The 20003-nt window shown below is 72.5% G+C and carries 17 protein-coding genes; 13 read left to right on the plus strand and 4 right to left on the minus strand.

Going from position 1 to position 20003, the window contains the following annotated elements; all coding sequences use genetic code 11:
- Positions 1–56 precede the first annotated feature (56 nt).
- Positions 57–1145 (plus strand): branched-chain amino acid aminotransferase, encoded by a 1089-nt coding sequence (locus tag ACFU5F_RS20375; RefSeq protein ID WP_383888994.1) that lies wholly within the window; start codon positions 57–59, stop codon positions 1143–1145.
- 123 nt (positions 1146–1268) lie between these two features.
- Here the strand turns inward: ACFU5F_RS20375 and ACFU5F_RS20380 are convergent, their stop codons facing one another.
- A complete protein-coding gene (locus ACFU5F_RS20380) occupies positions 1269–2429 on the minus strand; it encodes a serine hydrolase domain-containing protein (protein WP_383888997.1) in 1161 nt (386 codons plus the stop codon).
- A 133-nt stretch (positions 2430–2562) separates the two neighbouring features.
- Here ACFU5F_RS20380 and ACFU5F_RS20385 point away from each other — a divergent pair, with 133 nt between their 5' ends.
- From ACFU5F_RS20385 to cimA, 6 genes are all read left to right on the plus strand, one after another.
- Positions 2563–3078, plus strand: a complete 516-nt coding sequence (locus ACFU5F_RS20385) for a hypothetical protein (RefSeq protein ID WP_383889000.1) — start codon at positions 2563–2565, stop codon at positions 3076–3078.
- Positions 3079–3197: 119 nt separating this feature from the next.
- A complete protein-coding gene (ureA, locus tag ACFU5F_RS20390) occupies positions 3198–3878 on the plus strand; it encodes an urease subunit gamma (RefSeq protein WP_383889003.1) in 681 nt (226 codons plus the stop codon).
- On the plus strand, positions 3875–5554 hold the full coding sequence (locus tag ACFU5F_RS20395; RefSeq protein WP_383889006.1) for an urease subunit alpha: 1680 nt from the start codon (positions 3875–3877) through the stop codon (positions 5552–5554). The genes ureA and ACFU5F_RS20395 overlap by 4 nt, the downstream gene beginning before the upstream one ends.
- Before the next feature lie 30 nt (positions 5555–5584).
- On the plus strand, positions 5585–6631 hold the full coding sequence (locus ACFU5F_RS20400) for an agmatine/peptidylarginine deiminase (protein WP_383889036.1): 1047 nt from the start codon (positions 5585–5587) through the stop codon (positions 6629–6631).
- A 10-nt stretch (positions 6632–6641) separates the two neighbouring features.
- Positions 6642–7286: a TetR/AcrR family transcriptional regulator gene (locus ACFU5F_RS20405; protein WP_383889008.1), complete on the plus strand. Its 645-nt coding sequence runs from the start codon at positions 6642–6644 to the stop codon at positions 7284–7286.
- 341 nt (positions 7287–7627) lie between these two features.
- The gene (cimA, locus tag ACFU5F_RS20410; protein WP_383889011.1) at positions 7628–9232 is read left to right on the plus strand and encodes a citramalate synthase; all 1605 of its coding nucleotides are present in this window, start codon (positions 7628–7630) and stop codon (positions 9230–9232) included.
- 144 nt (positions 9233–9376) lie between these two features.
- On the opposite strand, the gene ACFU5F_RS20415 is transcribed toward cimA, so the two are convergent.
- On the minus strand, positions 9377–9874 hold the full coding sequence (locus ACFU5F_RS20415) for a hypothetical protein (protein WP_383889014.1): 498 nt from the start codon (positions 9872–9874) through the stop codon (positions 9377–9379).
- 261 nt (positions 9875–10135) lie between these two features.
- On the opposite strand from ACFU5F_RS20415, the gene ACFU5F_RS20420 reads away from it, so the two are divergent.
- Positions 10136–11503, plus strand: a complete 1368-nt coding sequence (locus ACFU5F_RS20420; protein ID WP_383889017.1) for a hypothetical protein — start codon at positions 10136–10138, stop codon at positions 11501–11503.
- A 103-nt stretch (positions 11504–11606) separates the two neighbouring features.
- On the opposite strand, the gene ACFU5F_RS20425 is transcribed toward ACFU5F_RS20420, so the two are convergent.
- Complete coding sequence (locus ACFU5F_RS20425) at positions 11607–12392, minus strand: S1 family peptidase (RefSeq protein ID WP_383889038.1); 786 nt, start codon at positions 12390–12392, stop codon at positions 11607–11609.
- Positions 12393–12646: 254 nt separating this feature from the next.
- Here ACFU5F_RS20425 and ACFU5F_RS20430 point away from each other — a divergent pair, with 254 nt between their 5' ends.
- Positions 12647–13519, plus strand: coding sequence for an aminoglycoside phosphotransferase family protein (locus ACFU5F_RS20430; RefSeq protein ID WP_383889019.1), 873 nt, complete (start codon positions 12647–12649; stop codon positions 13517–13519).
- 349 nt (positions 13520–13868) lie between these two features.
- A complete protein-coding gene (locus tag ACFU5F_RS20435; RefSeq protein ID WP_383889021.1) occupies positions 13869–14759 on the plus strand; it encodes a hypothetical protein in 891 nt (296 codons plus the stop codon).
- Positions 14760–14763: 4 nt separating this feature from the next.
- Here ACFU5F_RS20435 and ACFU5F_RS20440 read toward each other — a convergent pair whose 3' ends face one another.
- On the minus strand, positions 14764–15384 hold the full coding sequence (locus tag ACFU5F_RS20440) for a YceI family protein (protein WP_383889023.1): 621 nt from the start codon (positions 15382–15384) through the stop codon (positions 14764–14766).
- A 148-nt stretch (positions 15385–15532) separates the two neighbouring features.
- On the opposite strand from ACFU5F_RS20440, the gene ACFU5F_RS20445 reads away from it, so the two are divergent.
- From ACFU5F_RS20445 to ACFU5F_RS20455, 3 genes are all read left to right on the plus strand, one after another.
- Positions 15533–17902 (plus strand): polysaccharide lyase 8 family protein, encoded by a 2370-nt coding sequence (locus tag ACFU5F_RS20445; protein WP_383889025.1) that lies wholly within the window; start codon positions 15533–15535, stop codon positions 17900–17902.
- Between the two features lie 141 nt (positions 17903–18043).
- The gene (locus ACFU5F_RS20450; RefSeq protein ID WP_383889027.1) at positions 18044–19627 is read left to right on the plus strand and encodes an acyl-CoA carboxylase subunit beta; all 1584 of its coding nucleotides are present in this window, start codon (positions 18044–18046) and stop codon (positions 19625–19627) included.
- A gap of 57 nt (positions 19628–19684) precedes the next feature.
- Positions 19685–19876, plus strand: coding sequence for an acyl-CoA carboxylase epsilon subunit (locus ACFU5F_RS20455; protein ID WP_383889030.1), 192 nt, complete (start codon positions 19685–19687; stop codon positions 19874–19876).
- The last annotated feature ends 127 nt before the right edge of the window (positions 19877–20003 follow it).

Genomic DNA, 20003 nt, shown 5'->3' on the forward strand with positions numbered 1-20003 from the left:
GGCAGTGCGGACGTGAGCGCGGCCCGTCACACACAACCGGTGAAGGACAACCACTCATGACGACGCCCACGATCGAGCTCAAGCCCTCGGCCTCGCCACTCTCCGATGCGCAGCGCGAGGCGATCCTGGCCGACCCCGGCTTCGGCCGCCACTTCACCGACCACATGGTCGTCATCAAGTGGACCGAGGGCCGCGGCTGGCACGACGGCCAGCTCGTTCCGTACGCGCCGCTCTCCCTCGACCCGGCCACCATGGTCCTGCACTACGCGCAGGAGATCTTCGAGGGGCTGAAGGCCTACCGGCAGCCGGACGGATCCGTCGCCACCTTCCGGCCGGAGAAGAACGCCCAGCGCTTCCGCTCCTCCGCCCGGCGGCTCGGGATGCCGGAACTGCCGGTCGAGACGTTCATCGAGGCCTGTGACGCGCTGGTGCGGCAGGACCAGGCATGGGTCCCGGCCCACGGCGGCGAGGAGTCCCTCTACCTGCGCCCCTTCATGATCGCCACCGAGGTCGGCCTGGGCGTCAAGCCCGCCAACGAGTACCTCTTCCTGGTCATCGCCTCCCCGGCCGGTGCCTACTTCCCCGGCGGTGTGCGGCCCGTCTCCATCTGGGTCTCCGAGGACCATGTCCGCGCCGTCCCCGGCGGCATGGGCGACGCCAAGACCGGCGGAAACTACGCGGCCTCCCTGCTCGCCCAGGCCGAGGCCGCCGCCGAGGGCTGCGCCCAGGTCTGCTACCTCGACGCCGTCGAGCGCAAGTGGGTCGAGGAGCTGGGCGGCATGAACCTGTACTTCGTGTACGGGGACCGCATCGTCACGCCCACCCTCACCGGATCGATCCTGGAGGGCGTCACCCGCGACTCGCTCCTCACCGTCGCCGCCGACCTCGGGTACGGCGCCGAGGAGCGCCGGATCTCCATCGAGCAGTGGCAGGCCGACTCCGAGAGCGGCGCCCTCACCGAGGTCTTCGCCTGCGGGACGGCCGCCGTCATCACCCCCGTCGGCACGGTCAAGCGCACCGGCGCCACCTGGCAGCAGTCCGCCGGCGAGCCCGGCCCCGTCACCCTCAAGCTCCGCGAGGCGCTGCTGAACATCCAGCGCGGCACGGTGGAGGACAAGCACGGCTGGATGCACGAGCTGGGCTGAGCACGCCACGGCCGAGCGGCCCGGCCCCTGCCCGGCCGCCGGCCCGGCCCCGCGTTCCCGTGGCCCGCCCCCGGGCATCTCCGCCGGGGGCGGGCCACGGACTCTCTCCGCGGTCGGCGGTCCTCACGCCCCCTCCGCACGCACCCGTTCCACCAGCCCCAGGGTCAGCTCCTGCGCCACGTCCTCCAGGTTCCACGCGCCCTCCCGGGACGCCTGGTTGCTGATCCAGAAGACGAGGACGCCGTCGGCGGGGGAACGGCCGAGGAGGCCCAGGGACCAGTCGTTGCCGCCGTCGTGCCAGGCGAACGGGCCGTCCGGAGTCTCCCGTACGCTCCAGCCGTAGCCGTACGAACTGTCCGAGCCGGGCTCCCGGACGCGCGGCTCGAACAGCTTGTCCCGGGCCCGCGCCGGCAGGACCTCCTCGCCCAGCAGCGCGCGGTGCCAGCGGAACACGTCCTCGGCGGTCGAGAGCATCCCGCCGTTGCCGCGCAGGTTCCAGTACGGTCCGTCGGCGGCCCAGGGATGGTCGAAGGGCCTGCCCCTGCTCCGCCCCCGGTCGTCGTACTCCACCGCGACCAGCCGCCGCGGCCACCGGGGCAGCACGTACCCGGTCCGCTTCATCCCGGCCGGCGCGAACAGATGCCGGGCCAGGAACGCCTCGTAGCCCTCTCCCGACGCCTTCTCCACGATCGCGGCGAGCAGGCTGTAGCCGGTGTTGGAGTAGTGGAATGTCGTTCCCGGCGTGGAGCGGAGCTTCGAGGCCAGCGCCCCGCGCACCAGCTCCTCGCGGGAGACGGGGGCGTAGTCGTCGCCGAGCCCCTCGACGAGGCCGGAGGTGTGGGTGAGCAGGTGCTCGACCGTGATCCCGCGCTTGTCCTCCGGAACCGGCCCCAGGTGCCGGTCGATCCGGTCGGTCACCCGCAGCCGGCCCAGCACCTCCAGCTTCAGGATCGCGGCCGCCGTGAACTGCTTGGTCATCGACATGACGTCGTAGACCGTGCGGCAGCTCGCCGCGACACCGGCCGCGCGGTCCGCCGTGCCGAAGCCCGCGCAGTACGCCAGTTCGTCGCCGTGCGCGGCGAGAACGGTGCCGCCGCCGTCCCGCGGCAGCGTGCGGTGGACGAAGCCGGCGATCGACGCGTCCCCGCCGGGCGGCGGCCCGGCGTCGGCCGTCGGACCGCCGACGGGCAGGGGAGCGAGCACGCCGAGCGCCAGTGCGGCCGCGAACAGCGCGGCACTCCTGGCCCTGCTGCGGGGCTGAGATGGACGGCGGGGCGGACCCATGGTGACCTCCCGGTGGTCTCGAGGCGGGGCGATGCGCACCGAGGTTGACCGCCGATCTCCCGCCTCCTCAAGCTGTGGGGGTGTTCGAGCTTGTACGAGTCCGTGTATGTCCAGCTCAACGAGGGGGAACCCGATGACCACCGCACCTCCCAAACCGCCCGACACCGACCCCGCCGCCTTCGTCGCGGCCCTCCGTCGCCTCAAGGCATGGTCCGGTCTGAGCTACCGCCGGCTGGAGCGCCGTGCGGCCGAAGCGGGGCACGTCCTGCCCCATTCCACGGCGGCGACCATGCTCGGCCGGGAACGTCTGCCGCGCGAGGAACCGGTCGCCGCGTTCGTCGCGGCCTGCGGACTGCGCGGGGACGAGGCCGAGGCGTGGACGGACGCGCGACGCCGTATCGCGTGCGGCCCGGACGAGGCGGCGGAGGCGGCCACCGGAGTGGTCCCGGAGGCGATCACCGAGGAGATCCCGGCCGCGCGCACGGCGCGCCCGCGTCCGCCCAGGCCCCGGCGCCGGGCCGTCCTCGCCGCCGTCGCGGCGGTCTCGCTCACCGCGCTCCTGGGTGGGGCCCTGACCTCGGGCGCGCTCACCGAGGACGAGGAGGTCCGGGAGCCGCGGACGGTGTACGGCGCTTCCCAGAAGAATTAGAGCACCAATCTAACGATAGGGCCCTCGGAGCTGTTCGCTTCTCCGGACGGGCTTCCCCTTCCTTGCGTTTCGTGTTTAGAGTGGCGCTCTAAATACGAGGCGCACGGAGGTGCCCCCGCATGCGACTGACCCCCACCGAACGCGACCGCCTGCTCCTCTTCGGCGCCGCCGAGCTGGCCCGGGCCCGTCGTGCGCGCGGCCTGCGGCTGAACGTGCCCGAGACGACCGCGCTCGTCGCCGACGCCGTGTGCGAGGCGGCGCGGGACGGGCTGCGGCTCGCCGAGGCGATCGACCGGGCGCGGGGGCTGCTCGGCCCCGACGACGTGCTGCCGGGTGTCGCGGACATCGTCAGGGAGGTGCACGTCGAAGCGGTGTTCGAGGACGGGTCGCGGCTCGCCGTGGTCCCCGACCCGATCGGCGGCGCACCGGGGGACCCCGGCCCCGGCGCGCTCCTGCCGGGCGCGGCGCACTCCGACCCCCGGGCCGTGGTGCGGCTGACGGTCACCAACACCGCGGGCGTGCCCGTCTCGGTCACCTCCCACTTCCACTTCTTCGAGGCCAACCCGCGGCTCGACTTCCCTCGGGCGGTGGCGTACGGGATGCGGCTCGCGGTCCCCGCCGGGTCCTCGGTGCGGTTCGGACCGGGGGAGCGGGTCGAGGTCGGGCTCGTGCCGATCGGGGGTGACCGGGTCGCGATCGGGTTCGCCGGTCTCGTCGACGGGGAGCTCGACGCGCCGGGCGCCAGGGAGGAGGCCCTGCACCGGGCCGCCGCCTGCGGATACCTGGGGGCGGACCGATGAGCGTCGATCCGTACGCGTACGCCGCCACGTACGGCCCCCGCGCGGGCGACCGGATCCGGCTCGGCGACTCGGGGCTCGTGATCCGGGTCGAGTCGGACTCCCAGCGCTACGGCGACGAGTTCCTCGCCGGCTTCGGGAAGACCGCGCGGGACGGGCTGCACCTCAAGGCGGCCGCCGTCCGGGAGACCTGCGACGTCGTGATCAGCAACGTCGTGGTGATCGACGCGGTGCAGGGCATCCGCAAGGTGTCGATCGGCATCCGGGAGGGCCGGATCAGCGCGATCGGCAGGGCCGGGAACCCCGACACCCTCGACGGGGTCGAGGTGATCGTCGGCACGGGCACGTCCATCGTGTCCGGCGAAGGGCTGATCGCCACCGCCGGTGCCGTCGACACCCATGTCCATCTGCTCTCGCCGCGGATCATGGAGGCGTCGCTCGCCTCCGGCGTGACGACGATCATCGGCCAGGAGTTCGGGCCGGTCTGGGGCGTCGGGGTCAACTCGCCCTGGGCGCTGCGCCACGCGTTCAACGCGTTCGACGCCTGGCCGGTCAACATCGGGTTCCTCGGCCGGGGTTCCTCCTCCGGCGACGCCCCGCTGGTGGAGGCGCTCGCCGAGGGCGGGGCCTGCGGTTTCAAGGTGCACGAGGACATGGGCGCCCACACCCGGGCGCTGGACACGGCGTTGCGCGTCGCCGAGGAGCACGACGTCCAGGTCGCCCTGCACAGCGACGGCCTGAACGAGTGCCTGACGGTCGAGGACACCCTGCGCGTGCTGGAGGGCCGTACGGTCCACGCCTTCCACATCGAGGGCTGCGGCGGCGGGCATGTGCCGAACGTCCTGAAGATGGCCGGGGTCCCGAACGTCATCGGCTCCTCCACCAACCCCACCCTCCCCTTCGGCCGCGACGCCGTCGCCGAGCACTACGGGATGATCGTCGCCGTCCACGGCCTCAAGACGGAGCTGCCCGGCGACGCGGCCCTGGCCCGCGACCGCATCCGCGCCGGGACGATGGGCGCCGAGGACGTCCTGCACGACCTGGGCGCGATCGGTATCACCTCCTCCGACGCCCAGGGGATGGGCCGCGCGGGGGAGACCGTCCGCCGGACCTTCGCGATGGCCGGGAAGATGAAGGCCGAGCGGGGCGCCCCGGACGACGGCCACGACAACGAGCGCGTCCTGCGCTACATCGCCAAGCTGACCGTCAACCCCGCCATCGCCCACGGCCTCGCGCACGAGATCGGCTCGATCGAGGTCGGCAAGCTGGCGGACCTCGTGCTGTGGCGGCCGGAGTACTTCGGGGCCAAGCCGCAGCTGGTGCTCAAGTCCGGCTTCCCGGCGTACGGCGTCGTCGGCGACCCGAACGCGGCCACCGACACCTGCGAACCCCTGGTGCTCGGGCCGCAGTTCGGGGCGCACGGCGCCACCCCGGCCGACCTCTCCGTGGCCTTCGTCGCACGGGCCGCCCTCGACCAGGGGGGCGACTCGATGCCGACCCGGCGCCGCAGGGTCGCCGTGCACGGCACGCGCGGGATCGGCCCGGCCGACCTGCGCCTCAACTCCCGGACCGGAGCGGTCGACGTGGACCAGCGCACCGGGCTGGTCACCCTCGACGGAGAACCGCTGCGCTCCGGGCCCGCCGAGTCGGTCTCCCTCAACCGCCTGTACTTCCTCTGAGGAGCCGAACCCATGACCACACCCGCCCCCATGACCACACCCGCCGCCGACGGTTTCCGCATGCCGCCCGAGTGGGCTCCGCACGAGCGCACCTGGATGGCGTGGCCGGGACCGAACCCGACCTTCGACGATCCGGCCGGTCTCGCGGCGGCCCGCCTCGCCTGGGCGTCGGTCGCCCGTGCCGTCCGCCGCTTCGAACCCGTGACGGTGGTGTGCGGGCCGGGGCAGTCGCGGCAGGCGCGTGCGCTGCTCGGCGAGGACGTCGACACGGTCGAACGCCCGCTGGACGACGCCTGGATGCGGGACATCGGGCCGACCTTCCTCACGGACGGGCGGCGACTCGCCGCCGTCGACTGGCGGTTCAACGGCTGGGGCGCCCAGCCCTGGGCCCGCTGGGAGCACGACGCCGAGATCGCGGGGCAGGTGGCGGACCTCGCGGGCGCGCGGACGTACGCCTCGAAGCTCGTCAACGAGGGCGGGGCGATCCACGTCGACGGCGAGGGGACCGTCCTGCTGACGGAGACCGTGCAGCTCGGCCCGGAGCGCAACCCCGGTTGGACCCGGGAGGAGGCCGAGGCGGAGATCCACGCCCACCTCGGCACCAGCAGGGCGATCTGGCTGCCGCGCGGCCTCACCGGCGACTACCCGCCGGACGGCTTCGGCACGCTCGGCCATGTCGACATCGTGGCGGCCTTCGCGCGCCCCGGCGTGGTCGTCGCCCACTCCCAGCCGGACCCCGCCCACCCCGACCACGAGATCACCCGGGAGATCATCGGCCTGCTCCGGGCCGCGACCGACGCGCAGGGGCGGCGCCTGGAGGTGGTGGAGGTTCCGGCGCCGACCGTGCTGGAGGCCGACGGCCGTTGGGCGGACTACTCCTACATCAACCACTACCTCTGCAACGGCGGAGTCGTCCTGTGCGGTTTCGACGATCCGCGCGACGCGACCGCCGCCGGGATCTTCCGCCGGCTGTTCCCGGAGCGGACGGTCACGCTCGTCGACGCCCGCACGCTCTTCGCGGGCGGCGGAGGCATCCACTGCGTCACCCAGCAGCAGCCGAGGACCGGCGTCCGGTAGAAACGTACCGATGACCACGCCACAGTCGCCCTCACCGCCCCCGGCCGCGCACGGCCGCCCGGACGGCGCCCGTCGCCGCAACACCGCCCCGCCCCGCGAGGACGTGCTCGGGGCCGCCATGGGAATGATCGCCGAGCGTGGCCTGGAGAAGCTCACCATGGCGGCGCTCGGCCGGGAGGTCGGCATGAGCAGCGGCCACCTCCTCTACTACTTCCGCTCCAAGGACGAGCTGCTGCTGCGGACCCTGGAGTGGAGCGAGGGCAAGCTCGGCGCGGAGCGCGCCCGGCTGCTCACCGGCACGGGCACCGCCCGCGAGCGGCTGGCGGCGTACGTCGACCTGTACGTGCCCGACGGTCACCGCGACCCCCACTGGACCCTCTGGCTGGAGGTCTGGAACCGCTCGCAGAACGCCGACGACGACGCCCGCGACCGCCAGGCCGCCATCGAGGGCGCCTGGCACCGCGACCTGGTGGCCCTCCTCGCGGAGGGCGTGTCGAAGGGGGAGTTCCGCTCGGTCGACCCCGACCGGTTCGCCGCCCGGCTGCGGGCCCTGCTCGACGGCTTCTCCATCCATGTGGCCATCGGACTGCGCGGGACCGACCGCGCCCGGATCCTGGCGCACGTGCGGGAGTTCCTCGACGAGTCCCTGGGCTGAGCCCGACCGGGCCCACCCGAGGGACCGGCAGGTGATCAGCACGCTGTTCGCATCCTGAGACGGACGGTGAGCACGGGACCGGTCTGTGCCAGACTGCCCCCGTGCTCTCGTTCGCCATGATTATTGGCAGCAGGCGCGCCGGTCCGCAGTGACCGCCACGTACGACCAGGTACGGGCGGACACCGTCGTTCTCGACCCGCGCGCAGACCTCTCGCACCCGCGAGGGGTTTTTCGCATTTCTGGCCCACCTTCAGCCGGGAGCGCAGCGCGAGGGATCATAGGAGGACGGTGGAGCCGGTCATTCCGGTACGACCGAGATCCGACACAGGAGCCTTGAGACCATGACGGACACCAGCGAGCTCGACGACTCGTTCCACGTCTTCGACACCACCCTGCGCGACGGCGCCCAGCGTGAGGGCATCAACCTCACGGTCGCGGACAAGCTGGCCATCGCACGGCACCTGGACGACTTCGGCGTCGGCTTCATCGAGGGCGGCTGGCCCGGCGCGAACCCGCGCGACACCGAGTTCTTCGCCCGCGCGCAGAAGGAGATCGACTTCAAGCACGCCCAGCTGGTCGCGTTCGGCGCCACCCGCCGCGCGGGCGGGAAGGCGAGCGCGGACCCGCAGGTCAAGGCCCTGCTCGACTCCGGCGCCCCGGTGATCACCCTGGTCGCGAAGTCCCACGACCGTCATGTGGAACTCGCCCTGCGCACCACCCTCGACGAGAACCTGGAGATGGTCCGCGACACCGTCGCCCACCTCCGCGCCCAGGGACGCCGGGTCTTCGTCGACTGCGAGCACTTCTTCGACGGCTACCGCGCCAACCCCGAGTACGCCAAGGCCGTCGTCCGCACCGCCGCCGAAGCGGGCGCCGACGTCGTGATCCTCTGCGACACCAACGGCGGCATGCTGCCGGCGCAGGTCCAGGCCGTCGTCGCCACCGTGCTCGCCGACACGGGCGCCCGCCTCGGCATCCACGCCCAGGACGACACCGGCTGCGCGGTCGCCAACACCCTGGCCGCCGTCGACGCCGGCGCGACCCACGTCCAGTGCACCGCCAACGGCTACGGCGAGCGCGTCGGCAACTCCAACCTCTTCCCGGTCGTCGCCGCGCTGGAGCTGAAGTACGGCAAGAAGGTCCTCCCCGAGGGCGCCCTGCGGGAGATGACGCGGATCTCGCACGCGATCGCCGAGGTCGTCAACCTCACCCCCTCCACCCACCAGCCGTACGTCGGTGTCTCCGCCTTCGCGCACAAGGCGGGCCTGCACGCCTCCGCGATCAAGGTCGACCCGGACCTGTACCAGCACATCGACCCCGAGCAGGTCGGCAACACCATGCGGATGCTCGTCTCCGACATGGCAGGCCGGGCCTCCATCGAGCTCAAGGGCAAGGAGCTGGGCGTCGACCTCGGCGACGACCGCGAGCTGGTGGGCCGCGTCGTCGAGCGGGTCAAGGAGCGCGAACTCAAGGGCTACACGTACGAGGCCGCCGACGCGAGCTTCGAGATCCTGCTGCGCGACGAGGTCGCGGGCAAGCCGCAGCGGTACTTCCGCACCGAGTCCTGGCGGGCCATCGTCGAGGACCGCCCCGACGGCAGCCACGCCAACGAGGCCACCGTCAAGCTGTGGTCCAGGAGCGAGCGCATCGTCGCCACGGCCGAGGGCAACGGACCCGTCAACGCCCTCGACCGTGCCCTGCGGGTCGCCCTGGAGAAGATCTACCCGCAGCTCGCCAAGCTGGAGCTGGTCGACTACAAGGTCCGCATCCTGGAGGGCAAGCACGGCACCAACTCCACGACCCGCGTCCTCATCTCCACGACGGACGGCACGGGCGAGTGGTCCACGGTCGGCGTCGCCGACAACGTGATCGCCGCGTCGTGGCAGGCGCTGGAGGACGCGTACACGTACGGGCTGCTGCGGGCGGGTGTGGAGCCGGCGGAGTGACGGACCTGGCGGAGTGACGTACTGGGCGGACTGACGGCCTGGGCGGACTGACGAACCGGCGGGCCCGGACGGACGCGGCGAAGTCCGTCCGGGCCATCGCCCGAGGTGCCGTCGGGGCCGCCACCCGGAAGGCCGCCGGCGCCCTCAGCAGGCCCTCTCGGTGCGCTCCTCGAACTCCTTCGCGCTCATGACCCGCTCGTCGGCCCACACCCGCCCCGGCTTCAGCTTCGCGAGGTCGGCGCCGGTGAAGGTGACGGCACCGTTGACCTGGTCGTCGGTATGGGCGTGGAAGGCGAACTCGTAGGTGTGGCCCGCCAGCAGCCGCTGCTCGCCCCGGGGCTCGGCGTCCCACGCGGCCGGCGGTGAGAAGAGAGGGAACTCCGCGTCCCCCGACCACTCGCCGTCCCTCTCCCAGACCGTCGTGTCCGTCTCGTCCTCGCCGGGCTCGTCCTCCCGGGAGCCGGACCAGGCCGCGAGCGCCGGCGCCGTGTAGGTGGCGTCACCGCACGGCCGGACCAGCACCCGCGGTGACCCGTCGCCGCCCACCGTCACGCCGGCCAGCGGCAGGACCTCGGGTCCGCAGCCGCTCAACAGCACCGCCCCGCCCACCGCGCCCACCACCGCGAGAACTCTCCGCAGCATTCCGCCCGCCCCCGTGCTCCGTCACCCGGAGTGCGTGCACCGCACTCGTTTCGAACGGTTGTACAGGCATCGGGGCGCCCGCCCCAGTGGACGGTCGGCTCCCATCAGGTCACGAACGGGGATCGCCCGTGCACGGACGGAGACCGGACGCCGCGAACGGGATCGTCGGGGCGCCGCCCGGGACGTCAGGTCGCTCCCGGGATCAGCAGGTCACGCACGCGGACCGTCCGTTCGCCCGCGGACCGAGGTAGCTTCGAAGGTATGAAAGGCGCACCGGTTCGACGTCTGTTCCGCCTCCTCATGATGCCGCTCGCCGCGATGACGTTCGCGGCCCTGGCGGTGCTGACCGTCGCCGCGCCCGGCGCACACGCGGCCACCGATCTCTCCACCGTGGCCACGGCGCTGCGCGAGAGCCCCGTCTACGTCGACCCGGCCGCCTCCGACCTGCTCTCCCGGGCGGACGCCGACGCCCTCGCCGACACGATCAAGGACGCGGACGAGCCGATCTTCGTGGCGGTGCTCCCGGCCGGCTACCCGACCCAGGACCTCTTCCGCAACCTCCGCACCGAGACCGGCGTGACCGGCCTGTACGCCGTCCGCCTCGGCGACCGCTTCGACGCCCGCGCCGACAGCAGTGTGCTGAGCCGGCCTGCCGTGGCGAACCTGGTGTCCGCGGTCCAGGGCGTCGACGACCCGAAGGCCCAGCTCAACGACTTCGTGAACGACGCCCTGCGCAGCAACCCCGGCGGCACGGCCCCGTCGAGCTGGAGCGGCGGCGACGAGGGCGTGGACACGGGCGCGCTGGCGGTGGCGGGCGCGGTCGTGGCGGCGGGCGGCGCGGGCGCGTACGCGCTGGTGCGCCGCAACCGCCGTCGCAAGGAGGAGGAACGCCGCGAGGCGCTGGCCCGGCTCGCCGTCGTGGTGGACGAGGACATCACGGCCTTCGGCGAGGAACTGGACCGCCTGGACTTCCACCCCGCCGAACCGGGCGCGGACGACGCGATGCGCGCCGACTACGAACGGGCCCTGGACGCGTACGAACAGGCCAAGTCCCTGATGGCGGCGGCCACCCGGCCCGAAGAGGTCCGCGCGGTCACCCGGACCCTGGAGGACGGCCGCTTCTCCCTCGCCCAGCTCGCCGCCCGCCGGGAGGGCCGGCCCCTCCCCGAACGCCGGGCCCCCTGTTTCTTCGACCCCCGCCACGGCCCCTCCGTCGCGGACGTCCTGTGGACCCCGGGCGTCGGCACCGAACGCGAGGTCCCGGTCTGCGCGGCCGACCAGGCCCGCCTCTCCGACGGCCGGGACCCCATGATCCGCGAGGTGGACACGGTGTCCGGCGGGCGCCGCCCCTACTGGGACGCGGGCCCCGCCTACGGCCCCTGGGCGGGCGGCTACTACGGCGGCGCACTCCTCCCCGGTCTCCTCGTGGGCACGATGCTCGGCAGCATGATGGCCACCCCGTCCTACGCGGCCATGTACGGCTCCGGTTACGGCGACTTCGGCGCGGCCTCCGGCTACGGCGGCGGCGACGTCTCGGGCGCCGACTTCGACACGAGCGACTTCGGCGGAGGGGACTTCGGCGGAGGCGGCGACTTCGGGGGCGGCGGGGACTTCGGCGGAGGCTTCTGAGAGCCCGCCCCAGGGGTCCACGCGCGCGGACACGGGCACGGGCCCGGCGCTGGGGAGCCGCCGGACCCGTGGACGTCGTACGAGAGCTGGTGCGGACCCCCGCTCAGAGGGTGGCCGCACCCGCCGCGATCTGGGACGCGAAGGTGGACACCTCGGTGTAGACACCGGGGGCGTTGCGCTGGGCGCAGCCGTCGCCCCAGCTGACGATGCCGACCTGGATCCAGGCACCGGCGTTGTCCCGGCGGAACATCGGGCCGCCGGAGTCGCCCTGGCAGGTGTCGACGCCGCCCGCGGCGAACCCGGCGCAGATCTCCTCGGCCGGGACGAGGCCGCTGTACAGACCGCCGTAGGACCGGCAGGTGGCGTCGCTGATGAACGGCACCGTGGCCTTCAGCATGTACCGCTGCTGGGCACCGCCCTGGACGGCCGCGCCCCAGCCGGCGACGGTGAAGTCACCGGTGTTGTACTGCGTCGTGGTGGCGATCTTCAGCGTGGGCAGGTTGATCGGCTGGGCGAGCTTGATGAGGGCCCAGTCCTTGCCCGTGCCGTTGTAGCCGGGGGCCCGGTACACCTTGGTCGAGCGGACCTGGACGCGGCCGCTGGTGCTCTGCAGGTCCACGACGCCCGCCGTGGCCGTGATGCTGGTGTTGTTGCCGGTCGCGCCGACACAGTGCGCGGCGGTGAGCACGATCTGCTGGGTGTAGAGCGCGCCGCCACAGCCCATGGACAACCGGACCATGAAGGGGAACTCGCCCTGCGCGGCCCGCGTTCCGCCGACGACCGGGGCCGGCGCCGCGGTCGCCGCGGACACGGGCTGCAGGCTGGCGATGGCGAGGGCGGCGCCACCGACAACCGCACATCTCTTCAGGGCGGTGATGAGTCGCTTCAACGTGATGCCTTCCGTGGGGGGTGACATGCGATGACTCGTACGGCTGAAAAGCGCAGATATGACGCGGGCATGTCAAGCGAATGACAAGAATGCGTCCTTACTGGCATGCCCAGGTCAATTTCTGTTGCAGGATTATGAGAACGCCGAAAGCCCTCGCACAAGAGTCGAGAACCAGTCAGTCCCCCCGGCGGTTTTCCGCCGCGAGCGTGGAAAAACGGGTGCGCGTGCGCCGCGGGAGCGCGCAGACTGACCCGGTGATCGACATCACCCCCCACCTCGTACGCACCCTGGTCTCGGCGCAGTTCCCGGCTTGGAGCGAGCTGCCCGTCCGGCCCGTCGACCGGCAGGGCTGGGACAACCGCACCTTCAGACTGGGCGAGGAACTGACCGTCCGGCTGCCGAGCGCGCAGGGCTACGCGGCCGCCGTGGCGAAGGAGGACCGCTGCCTGCCCGAACTGGCCCGGCACGTGCCACTGCCCGTGCCGGAACCGGTGGCGCTCGGCGCGCCGGGTGCGGGATACCCGTACGCGTGGTCGGTGCGCCGATGGCTCCCGGGCGACACGGTCGAGGTGGCGCCGGACATCGACCGGACGCGCCTGGCCCGTGATCTCGGCGACTTCCTGCGTGACCTGCGCGGGGCCCCGACGGGTCGGGGTCCGGCGGCGGGGCGGCACTCGTACTTCCGCGGGTGCCACCCCAGCGTGTACGGCGACGAGGTCGAGCAGGCCCTGGACCGGCTGGCGGACGTCGTCGACGTCGCCGCCTGCCGGGCCGTCTGGGCGGACGCGCTGACGTCGGCCTGGCCCTCGGCGCCGACGTGGTTCCACGGCGATGTCGCCGTCGGGAACCTCCTCGCCGGGAACGGCGCCCTCTCGGCCGTCATCGACTTCGGCTCCTCCGGCGTCGGCGACCCCGCCTGCGACCTCGTCATGGCCTGGACGTACTTCACCGGCGAGGAACGGAAGGTCTTCCGAGAGGCGGTCGGCCTCCCCGACGACACCTGGCGCAGGGCCCGCGGCTGGGCCCTGTGGAAGGCGCTGGTGACCACGGCGGGCCTCTCCGGCCCCGACCCGGAGGGACGGCAGCGCCGGGTGATCGACCAGGTACTGGACGACCCGGTCCTCTAGACCAGGATCCGGCCTGCTTCACCCGTGCCGTGCGGAGCATGACTCCCGCGGGCACGGAAGCCGTCGCGTTCCCCGACGCCGGCCACCTCGACGCCTGGCTGACCACCCACCCCGCCCGCGCACCGGTGGCCTCCGGGTCCGACGTGGCGGGCGCCGTGGGGACCGCCCCGCATGACGCACGGCCACCGGGCTGCGCCGGCCTACCGGTTCGACGGGCGGAGCGGCGCTCCGGCCCCGGTCGGCTGACGGCCGAGCCCCACCGGCCGCTGCGGATGAGGTCAGCCCGCTTGAGCTCGGCCGTTGTCGAGGGCCGTGGGTGATGTCGGACCCCCGTGCCACACTCCCTCCCATGTCTCCTCACATCCCCGGTGCCCCCGACGCCTCCGCCTCCTCCGGTGCGGCTGCGGACCGGGCGGCCTTCCTCTCCGGAGATACCCCCCTCGCCGCCCTCACCCTCGCGCAGTGGCGGTCCTTCGAAGCGGCCGTCGCGCGGCGCGTCGCCGGTGCGGCCGCCGGTCTGGTGGGCGGCCGGCTGGTGGGCGTCGAGGCCGTCGAGCATCTCGGAGGGCCGTCGCACCGGGCGCGTATCGAGTGGGACGGGCAGGAGTTCGCCCTGATACCAGGCGGCCGGGTGACCCTCGGCTTCGACGCGGAGGCATGGCGCCCGACGGCCGAGCAGGCCGCCGACTACGCGGCCAGCCGGGAGCAGGGGTTCGCAGACGGCGCCGACCTGCGGGAGCATCTCGCGCGGGTGCTCAGCCCACGCCGCACCGTCGTTCTGCCCGCGGTGCTCATGGCGGTCGAGGCGGAGCAACTGACCGAAGCCCCCGCCGACATGCCGGCCGTCCTCGCGGAACGCGGACTGCGCATGCCCACCTCCGACGAGTGGGAGCACGCCTGCGGAGCCGGGGCCGGCACCCTGTTCCGGTGGGGCGACGACTGCCCCCTCGACCGCATCCCGTACGGAGACCTCACCGGCCCCCACAACGAGCCCAACGCCTTCGGCCTGCGGATCGCCCACGACACCTACACCGTCGAACTCACCGGCGACACCACTCAGGTGCGCGGTGGCGACGGCGGCGAATCGGTCTGCGGCGGGTACGGCAATCTGCTGGCCTGGCTGGCGCTGGCCACCGCCCACACCCACCCCGACCTGGTCGAGTTCGTGTACGGCGAGGACGGCGACGGTCTCCACGACGACTTCTCGGTCCGCCCCGTCCTCACGCTCGATCGGACCTGAGGTCTCAGCCCGCGTTCCGGATCGCCGAGATGTCGAAGGTCAGCTTGATCTTGTCGGACACCAGCACGCCACCCGTCTCCAGGGCCGCGTTCCAGGTGAGGCCCCACTCGGAGCGCAGGATCTCCGCCTTGCCCTCGAAGCCGACGCGCTCGTTGCCGAAGGGGTCCTTGGCCGCGCCGTTGAACTCCAGGTCGATGGTGAGCGGCTTGGTCGTGCCGAGGATCGACAGGTCACCCGTGATGCGGTAGTCGTCGCCGCCGAGGGCGACCGCCTCGGTGGAGCGGAAGGTCATCGTCGGGAACTCGTCCGTCCGGAAGAAGTCCGCGCTCTTCAGGTGACCGTCACGGTCGGCGTTGCCGGTGTCGATGCTCTCCATCGTGACGTCGATGGAGGCGGTGGACCGGGACGGGTCCGAGCCGTCCAGGTGCAGGCTGCCGGAGAAGTCGAGGAAGCCGCCCTTGACGTTGGTGACCATGGCGTGGCGGGCCGTGAAGCCGATCGTGGTGTGCGACGCGTCGATCGTGTAGTCACCGGTCAGCGCGGCGAGCTCGGGGTTCACCGCGGAGCTGGTCGCCGTGGCGGTGGCGGTCTCGGTGGTGGTGTTGTTGCGGCCGAAGATGCCCATGACGTGACTCCTTGAGTGATGTCGTTCAATGTTCAACGAACTGAACAAGCCCCACCGTAGACCTATTCCGTTCAAGCTTCAACCTTATCGCCACGGTGATCGCCGTGTCACTCATTGTTGATCCCCGGCGCGCGAGGTGATAGACGGCATGGGCATGACCCCCACCCGCCGTACGGTCCTGCTCCTCGCCGCGGCCCTGGCGGCGCCGCCCCCCAGCGCGCACGCCGCCGACCCGCTCGCCCCCGACGACGCGTACGACACCCTCCGCCGCCGCTGGCTCACGATCGCGCTCGGCGCCGGATACGACCCCGCCGCCGAGCCCTACGCCACCCGGCTGCGCGAGACCGGCGACCTCGCCCACGCCTTCCGCGCGGCCATGGCGCCCACCCCCGACTCCCTCTGGCCCGGCCACCGCTTCGACCCGCCGGCGGGAATCACCCAGAGCTACAGCCGCCTGTGGACGATGGCCCAGGCGTACGTACAGCCGGGCACCGGCTCCACCGGCGACGCCGGCCTCCTCGCCGACATCCTGCGCGGCCTCGACCACCTCACCGCGACGGTGTACCACCCCGCGACCACCCGCTACGGCAACTGGTGGGAGTGGCAGATCGGCAGCCCCCGCCTCCTGATGGACATCGTGGCCGCCCTGTACGACGAACTGACGCCCGCCCGACGGGCCGCCGCCTGCGCGGTGATCGACCACTTCGTCCCCGACGCGCTGCTCCGCGAGTACGGCGGCACCTCCACCGGCGCCAACCGCGTCGACCTCTGCCGCTCCGTGGCCCTGCGCGGCGTCCTGGGCCGCGCTCCCGAGAAGATCGCCCTGGCCCGGGACGCCCTCTCGCCGGTCTTCCCCCATGTCACCCGGGGGGACGGGCTGTACGCCGACGGCTCGTTCGTGCAGCACACCTGGGTCGCCTACTCGGGGACGTACGGACAGGTCATGCTCGACGGGCTCGGCAGGATCTTCGCGCTGCTGGCCGGGTCGGCCTGGGAGGTGACCGACCCGAACCGCCGGATCGTCCTCGACAGCGTCGAACGGGCGTACGCACCGCTGATCCATGACGGGCTGGTGATGGACAGCGTCAACGGCCGTGCCATCAGCCGGGGATACCTCAAGGGCGACGACCGCCACATCATGCGCAGCGACCACTTCCACGGCCAGGGGATCATCGCCGCCGTCGCCCTGCTCGCGCTCGGTGCCACCCCCGCCGAGCGCGAGCGGTGGCACGGGCGGATCAAGGGGTGGATCGCCCGTGACACGGTCACACCGATCCTCACCGCGAGACAGTTCGGCGTCGCGGACCTGGCCCGGCTGCACGCCGTCGCCGCGTCCCCGGTCGCCGCCGCCCCGGAACCCGTCGGCCACCGTCTCTTCCCCGCCATGGACCGGGCCGTCCACCGCCGTCCGGGCTTCGCGGTGAACATCGCCATGGCCTCCGACCGCATCGCCCACTACGAGTGCGGCAACGGCGAGAACCCGCGCGGCTGGCACACCGGCGCGGGCCTCACCCTCTGGTGGGCCGCCGGGCGCGGCGACCAGTACACGGACTGGTTCTGGCCCACCGTCGACCGGTACCGGCTCCCCGGCACCACCGTCTCCACCAAGCGCCTCGCCGACCGGGAGGGCGGCGAATGGGGCGCGCCGAAGCCCGACGTGCGATGGGTCGGCGGCACCACCGACGGCGAGTACGCGGCGATCGGCCAGCACCTCCGGGGACTCGGCTCCACCCTCCGGGCCCGCAAGTCCTGGTTCTGTGTCGCGGACGCCGTCGTCTGCCTGGGAGCGGGGATCAGCTGCACGGACGGTGTACCGGTGGAGACGGTGGTCGACAACCGCAACCTGGGCGGGGCCGACAGAGCGCAGACACCGGCCCTCGTGCGCGGCCGGCGCTGGGCCCACCTGGAGGGGCACGGAGGCTGGGTCCTCCCCGCCGGCCCTCCGGGCGGGGACCTGCGCACCCTGCGCGAGGACCGTACCGGCGCCTGGTCCGACATCAACACCACCAGTACCTCGGAACGCCGCACCCGACGCTGGCAGACCCTCTGGCTGGACCACGGCACCGACCCGGTGAACGCCACGTACGCCTATCTGCTCATGCCCGGGGCGTCCCGGCATGCCGTGGCGGCCCGGTCCGCCGATCACCGCTGGTTGTCGATCTTCGCCAACGACAGCCGGTGCCAGGCCGTCCACGTCCCGTCGCTCGGCCTGACCGCCGCCAACTTCTGGCAGGCCGGCACGGCGGGCCCGCTGACCGTCTCCGCCGGGGCGAGCGTGCTGCTCCGCCGCCGGGGGAGGACCGCCACCCTCTGCGTGAGCGAACCGCCGCGCACGGGCCGACCGTTGGAGATCACGTGGCGCGGCCCGGTCGGCACCGTGCTCCGGACGGACGAGAGCGTGGAGGTGCGGGAGGCGGCACCCGGCCGGCTACGGCTCCGTGTCACCCCCGGCACGGCGTGCGCCACCCACACCTGTGACCTGACTCTCGCCCGCCCCGCCCGCCGCGCCTTTGTGTGACCCCTACAAGCCCCACACCCCCTGAGCAGTCGGTTCGCCTGCATGCCGACGAGGTTCTGTTCAGGGGTACCAGGAAAACACGCCGGAGACTGTACGGAGTCGACGGACCGCTTTGCTCGCTCGGCTTCGTATGGTCGCTACATGACCGTTTTGGATGAGGCACCGGGTGAGCCGACGGACGCGCGCGGCCGAGTGGCCGAACTGCACGAGATCCGTGCCCAGGCTCTGGCCGGCCCGAGCGAGAAGGCGACCGAGGCGCAGCACGCCAAGGGCAAGCTGACCTCCCGGGAGCGCATCGAGCTGCTGCTGGACCCGGGCTCGTTCAACGAGGTCGAGCAGCTGCGTCGGCACCGGGCCACCGGATTCGGTCTGGAGGCCAAGAAGCCGTACACCGACGGTGTCGTCACCGGCTGGGGCACGGTGGAGGGCCGCACGGTCTTCGTCTACGCCCACGACTTCCGCATCTTCGGCGGCGCGCTGGGCGAGGCCCACGCCACGAAGATCCACAAGATCATGGACATGGCCATCGCGGCCGGTGCCCCGCTGGTCTCGCTGAACGACGGCGCGGGCGCCCGTATCCAGGAGGGCGTCTCCGCGCTCGCCGGCTACGGCGGCATCTTCCAGCGCAACACCCGGGCCTCCGGCGTCATCCCGCAGATCAGCGTGATGCTCGGCCCCTGCGCGGGCGGCGCGGCCTACAGCCCGGCCCTCACGGACTTCGTGTTCATGGTTCGCGAGACGTCCCAGATGTTCATCACCGGTCCGGACGTCGTCAAGGCGGTCACCGGCGAGGAGATCACGCAGAACGGCCTCGGCGGCGCGGACGTGCACGCCGAGACGTCCGGCGTGGCCCACTTCGCCTACGACGACGAGGAGACGTGCATCGCCGAGGTGCGCTACCTCCTGTCGATGCTCCCGCAGAACAACCGCGAGAACCCGCCGCGCGTGGAGCCCTCCGACCCGGTCGACCGCCGCAGCGACGTCCTGCTCGACCTGGTCCCGGCCGACGGCAACCGGCCGTACGACATGACCAAGGTCATCGAGGAGATCGTCGACGACGGCGACTACCTGGAGGTCCACGAGCGCTGGGCCCGCAACATCATCTGCGCGCTGGGCCGTCTCGACGGCCAGGTGGTCGGCATCGTCGCCAACCAGCCGCAGTCCCTCGCGGGCGTCCTGGACATCGAGGCATCCGAAAAAGCTGCGCGCTTTGTCCAGATGTGTGATGCTTTTAATATCCCGATCATCACGCTGCTGGATGTCCCCGGGTTCCTCCCGGGCGTCGACCAGGAGCACGGCGGAATCATCCGCCACGGCGCCAAGCTGTTGTACGCGTACTGCAACGCCACCGTGCCCCGGATCTCCCTGATCCTGCGCAAGGCGTACGGAGGTGCCTACATCGTCATGGACAGCCAGTCCATCGGCGCCGACCTCACGTACGCGTGGCCGACCAACGAGATCGCCGTCATGGGCGCCGAAGGTGCCGCCAACGTCATCTTCCGGCGGCAGATCGCCGAGGCCGAGGACCCCGAGGCGATGCGGGTCCGGATGGTCAAGGAGTACAAGGCCGAGCTGATGCACCCGTACTACGCGGCCGAACGTGGCCTCGTCGACGACGTGATCGACCCGGCGGACACCCGCGCGATCCTCATCCGCTCCCTCGCGATGCTCCACACCAAGCACGCGGACCTGCCGTCCCGCAAGCACGGCAACCCGCCGCAGTAACCCGTCGGTTGCCTCGCGGTACCCCTGCGGAAACCTCATCCACGGAGACTGACTTCCATGAAGCTGCCTGATATTCGCGTCGAGAAGGGTCACGCCGAGCCCGAGGAAGTGGCCGCGATCACCGCGCTGCTCCTGGCCCGCGCCGCCGCCCAGCCCGAGACCGTCCCGGTCCACCGGGGCCGCCTGCGCGCGGGGTGGCGCCGCCTGGAGCGCGAGCCCGGGTTCCGGGCGCCGCACAGCTGGCGCTGAGCCTTGTTTGTTGAAGGGGCCCTCTCCGCATGGAGGGGGCCCTTTCGTCGTGCGTCGGCTGCGGCCCGGTGGGGGCTCGTCGCGCAGTTCCCCGCGCCCCTGATGTCTGAAAAGCATGGGGCGCGGC

The sequence above is a fragment of the Streptomyces sp. NPDC057438 genome, assembly GCF_042802995.1.
Taxonomy (GTDB): Bacteria; Actinomycetota; Actinomycetes; order Streptomycetales; family Streptomycetaceae; genus Streptomyces.

Bases quoted from the DNA above. Each gene is read 5' to 3' on its own strand.
- ACFU5F_RS20375 (WP_383888994.1), top strand. From the start codon at position 57: ATGACGACGCCCACGATCGAGCTCAAGCCCTCGGCCTCGCCACTCTCC.
- ACFU5F_RS20380 (WP_383888997.1), bottom strand. From the start codon at position 2,429: ATGGGTCCGCCCCGCCGTCCATCTCAGCCCCGCAGCAGGGCCAGGAGT.
- ACFU5F_RS20385 (WP_383889000.1), top strand. From the start codon at position 2,563: ATGACCACCGCACCTCCCAAACCGCCCGACACCGACCCCGCCGCCTTC.
- ureA (WP_383889003.1), top strand. From the start codon at position 3,198: ATGCGACTGACCCCCACCGAACGCGACCGCCTGCTCCTCTTCGGCGCC.
- ACFU5F_RS20395 (WP_383889006.1), top strand. From the start codon at position 3,875: ATGAGCGTCGATCCGTACGCGTACGCCGCCACGTACGGCCCCCGCGCG.
- ACFU5F_RS20400 (WP_383889036.1), top strand. From the start codon at position 5,585: ATGACCACACCCGCCGCCGACGGTTTCCGCATGCCGCCCGAGTGGGCT.
- ACFU5F_RS20405 (WP_383889008.1), top strand. From the start codon at position 6,642: ATGACCACGCCACAGTCGCCCTCACCGCCCCCGGCCGCGCACGGCCGC.
- cimA (WP_383889011.1), top strand. From the start codon at position 7,628: ATGACGGACACCAGCGAGCTCGACGACTCGTTCCACGTCTTCGACACC.
- ACFU5F_RS20415 (WP_383889014.1), bottom strand. From the start codon at position 9,874: ATGCTGCGGAGAGTTCTCGCGGTGGTGGGCGCGGTGGGCGGGGCGGTG.
- ACFU5F_RS20420 (WP_383889017.1), top strand. From the start codon at position 10,136: ATGAAAGGCGCACCGGTTCGACGTCTGTTCCGCCTCCTCATGATGCCG.
- ACFU5F_RS20435 (WP_383889021.1), top strand. From the start codon at position 13,869: ATGTCTCCTCACATCCCCGGTGCCCCCGACGCCTCCGCCTCCTCCGGT.
- ACFU5F_RS20440 (WP_383889023.1), bottom strand. From the start codon at position 15,384: ATGGGCATCTTCGGCCGCAACAACACCACCACCGAGACCGCCACCGCC.
- ACFU5F_RS20445 (WP_383889025.1), top strand. From the start codon at position 15,533: ATGGGCATGACCCCCACCCGCCGTACGGTCCTGCTCCTCGCCGCGGCC.
- ACFU5F_RS20450 (WP_383889027.1), top strand. From the start codon at position 18,044: ATGACCGTTTTGGATGAGGCACCGGGTGAGCCGACGGACGCGCGCGGC.
- ACFU5F_RS20455 (WP_383889030.1), top strand. From the start codon at position 19,685: ATGAAGCTGCCTGATATTCGCGTCGAGAAGGGTCACGCCGAGCCCGAG.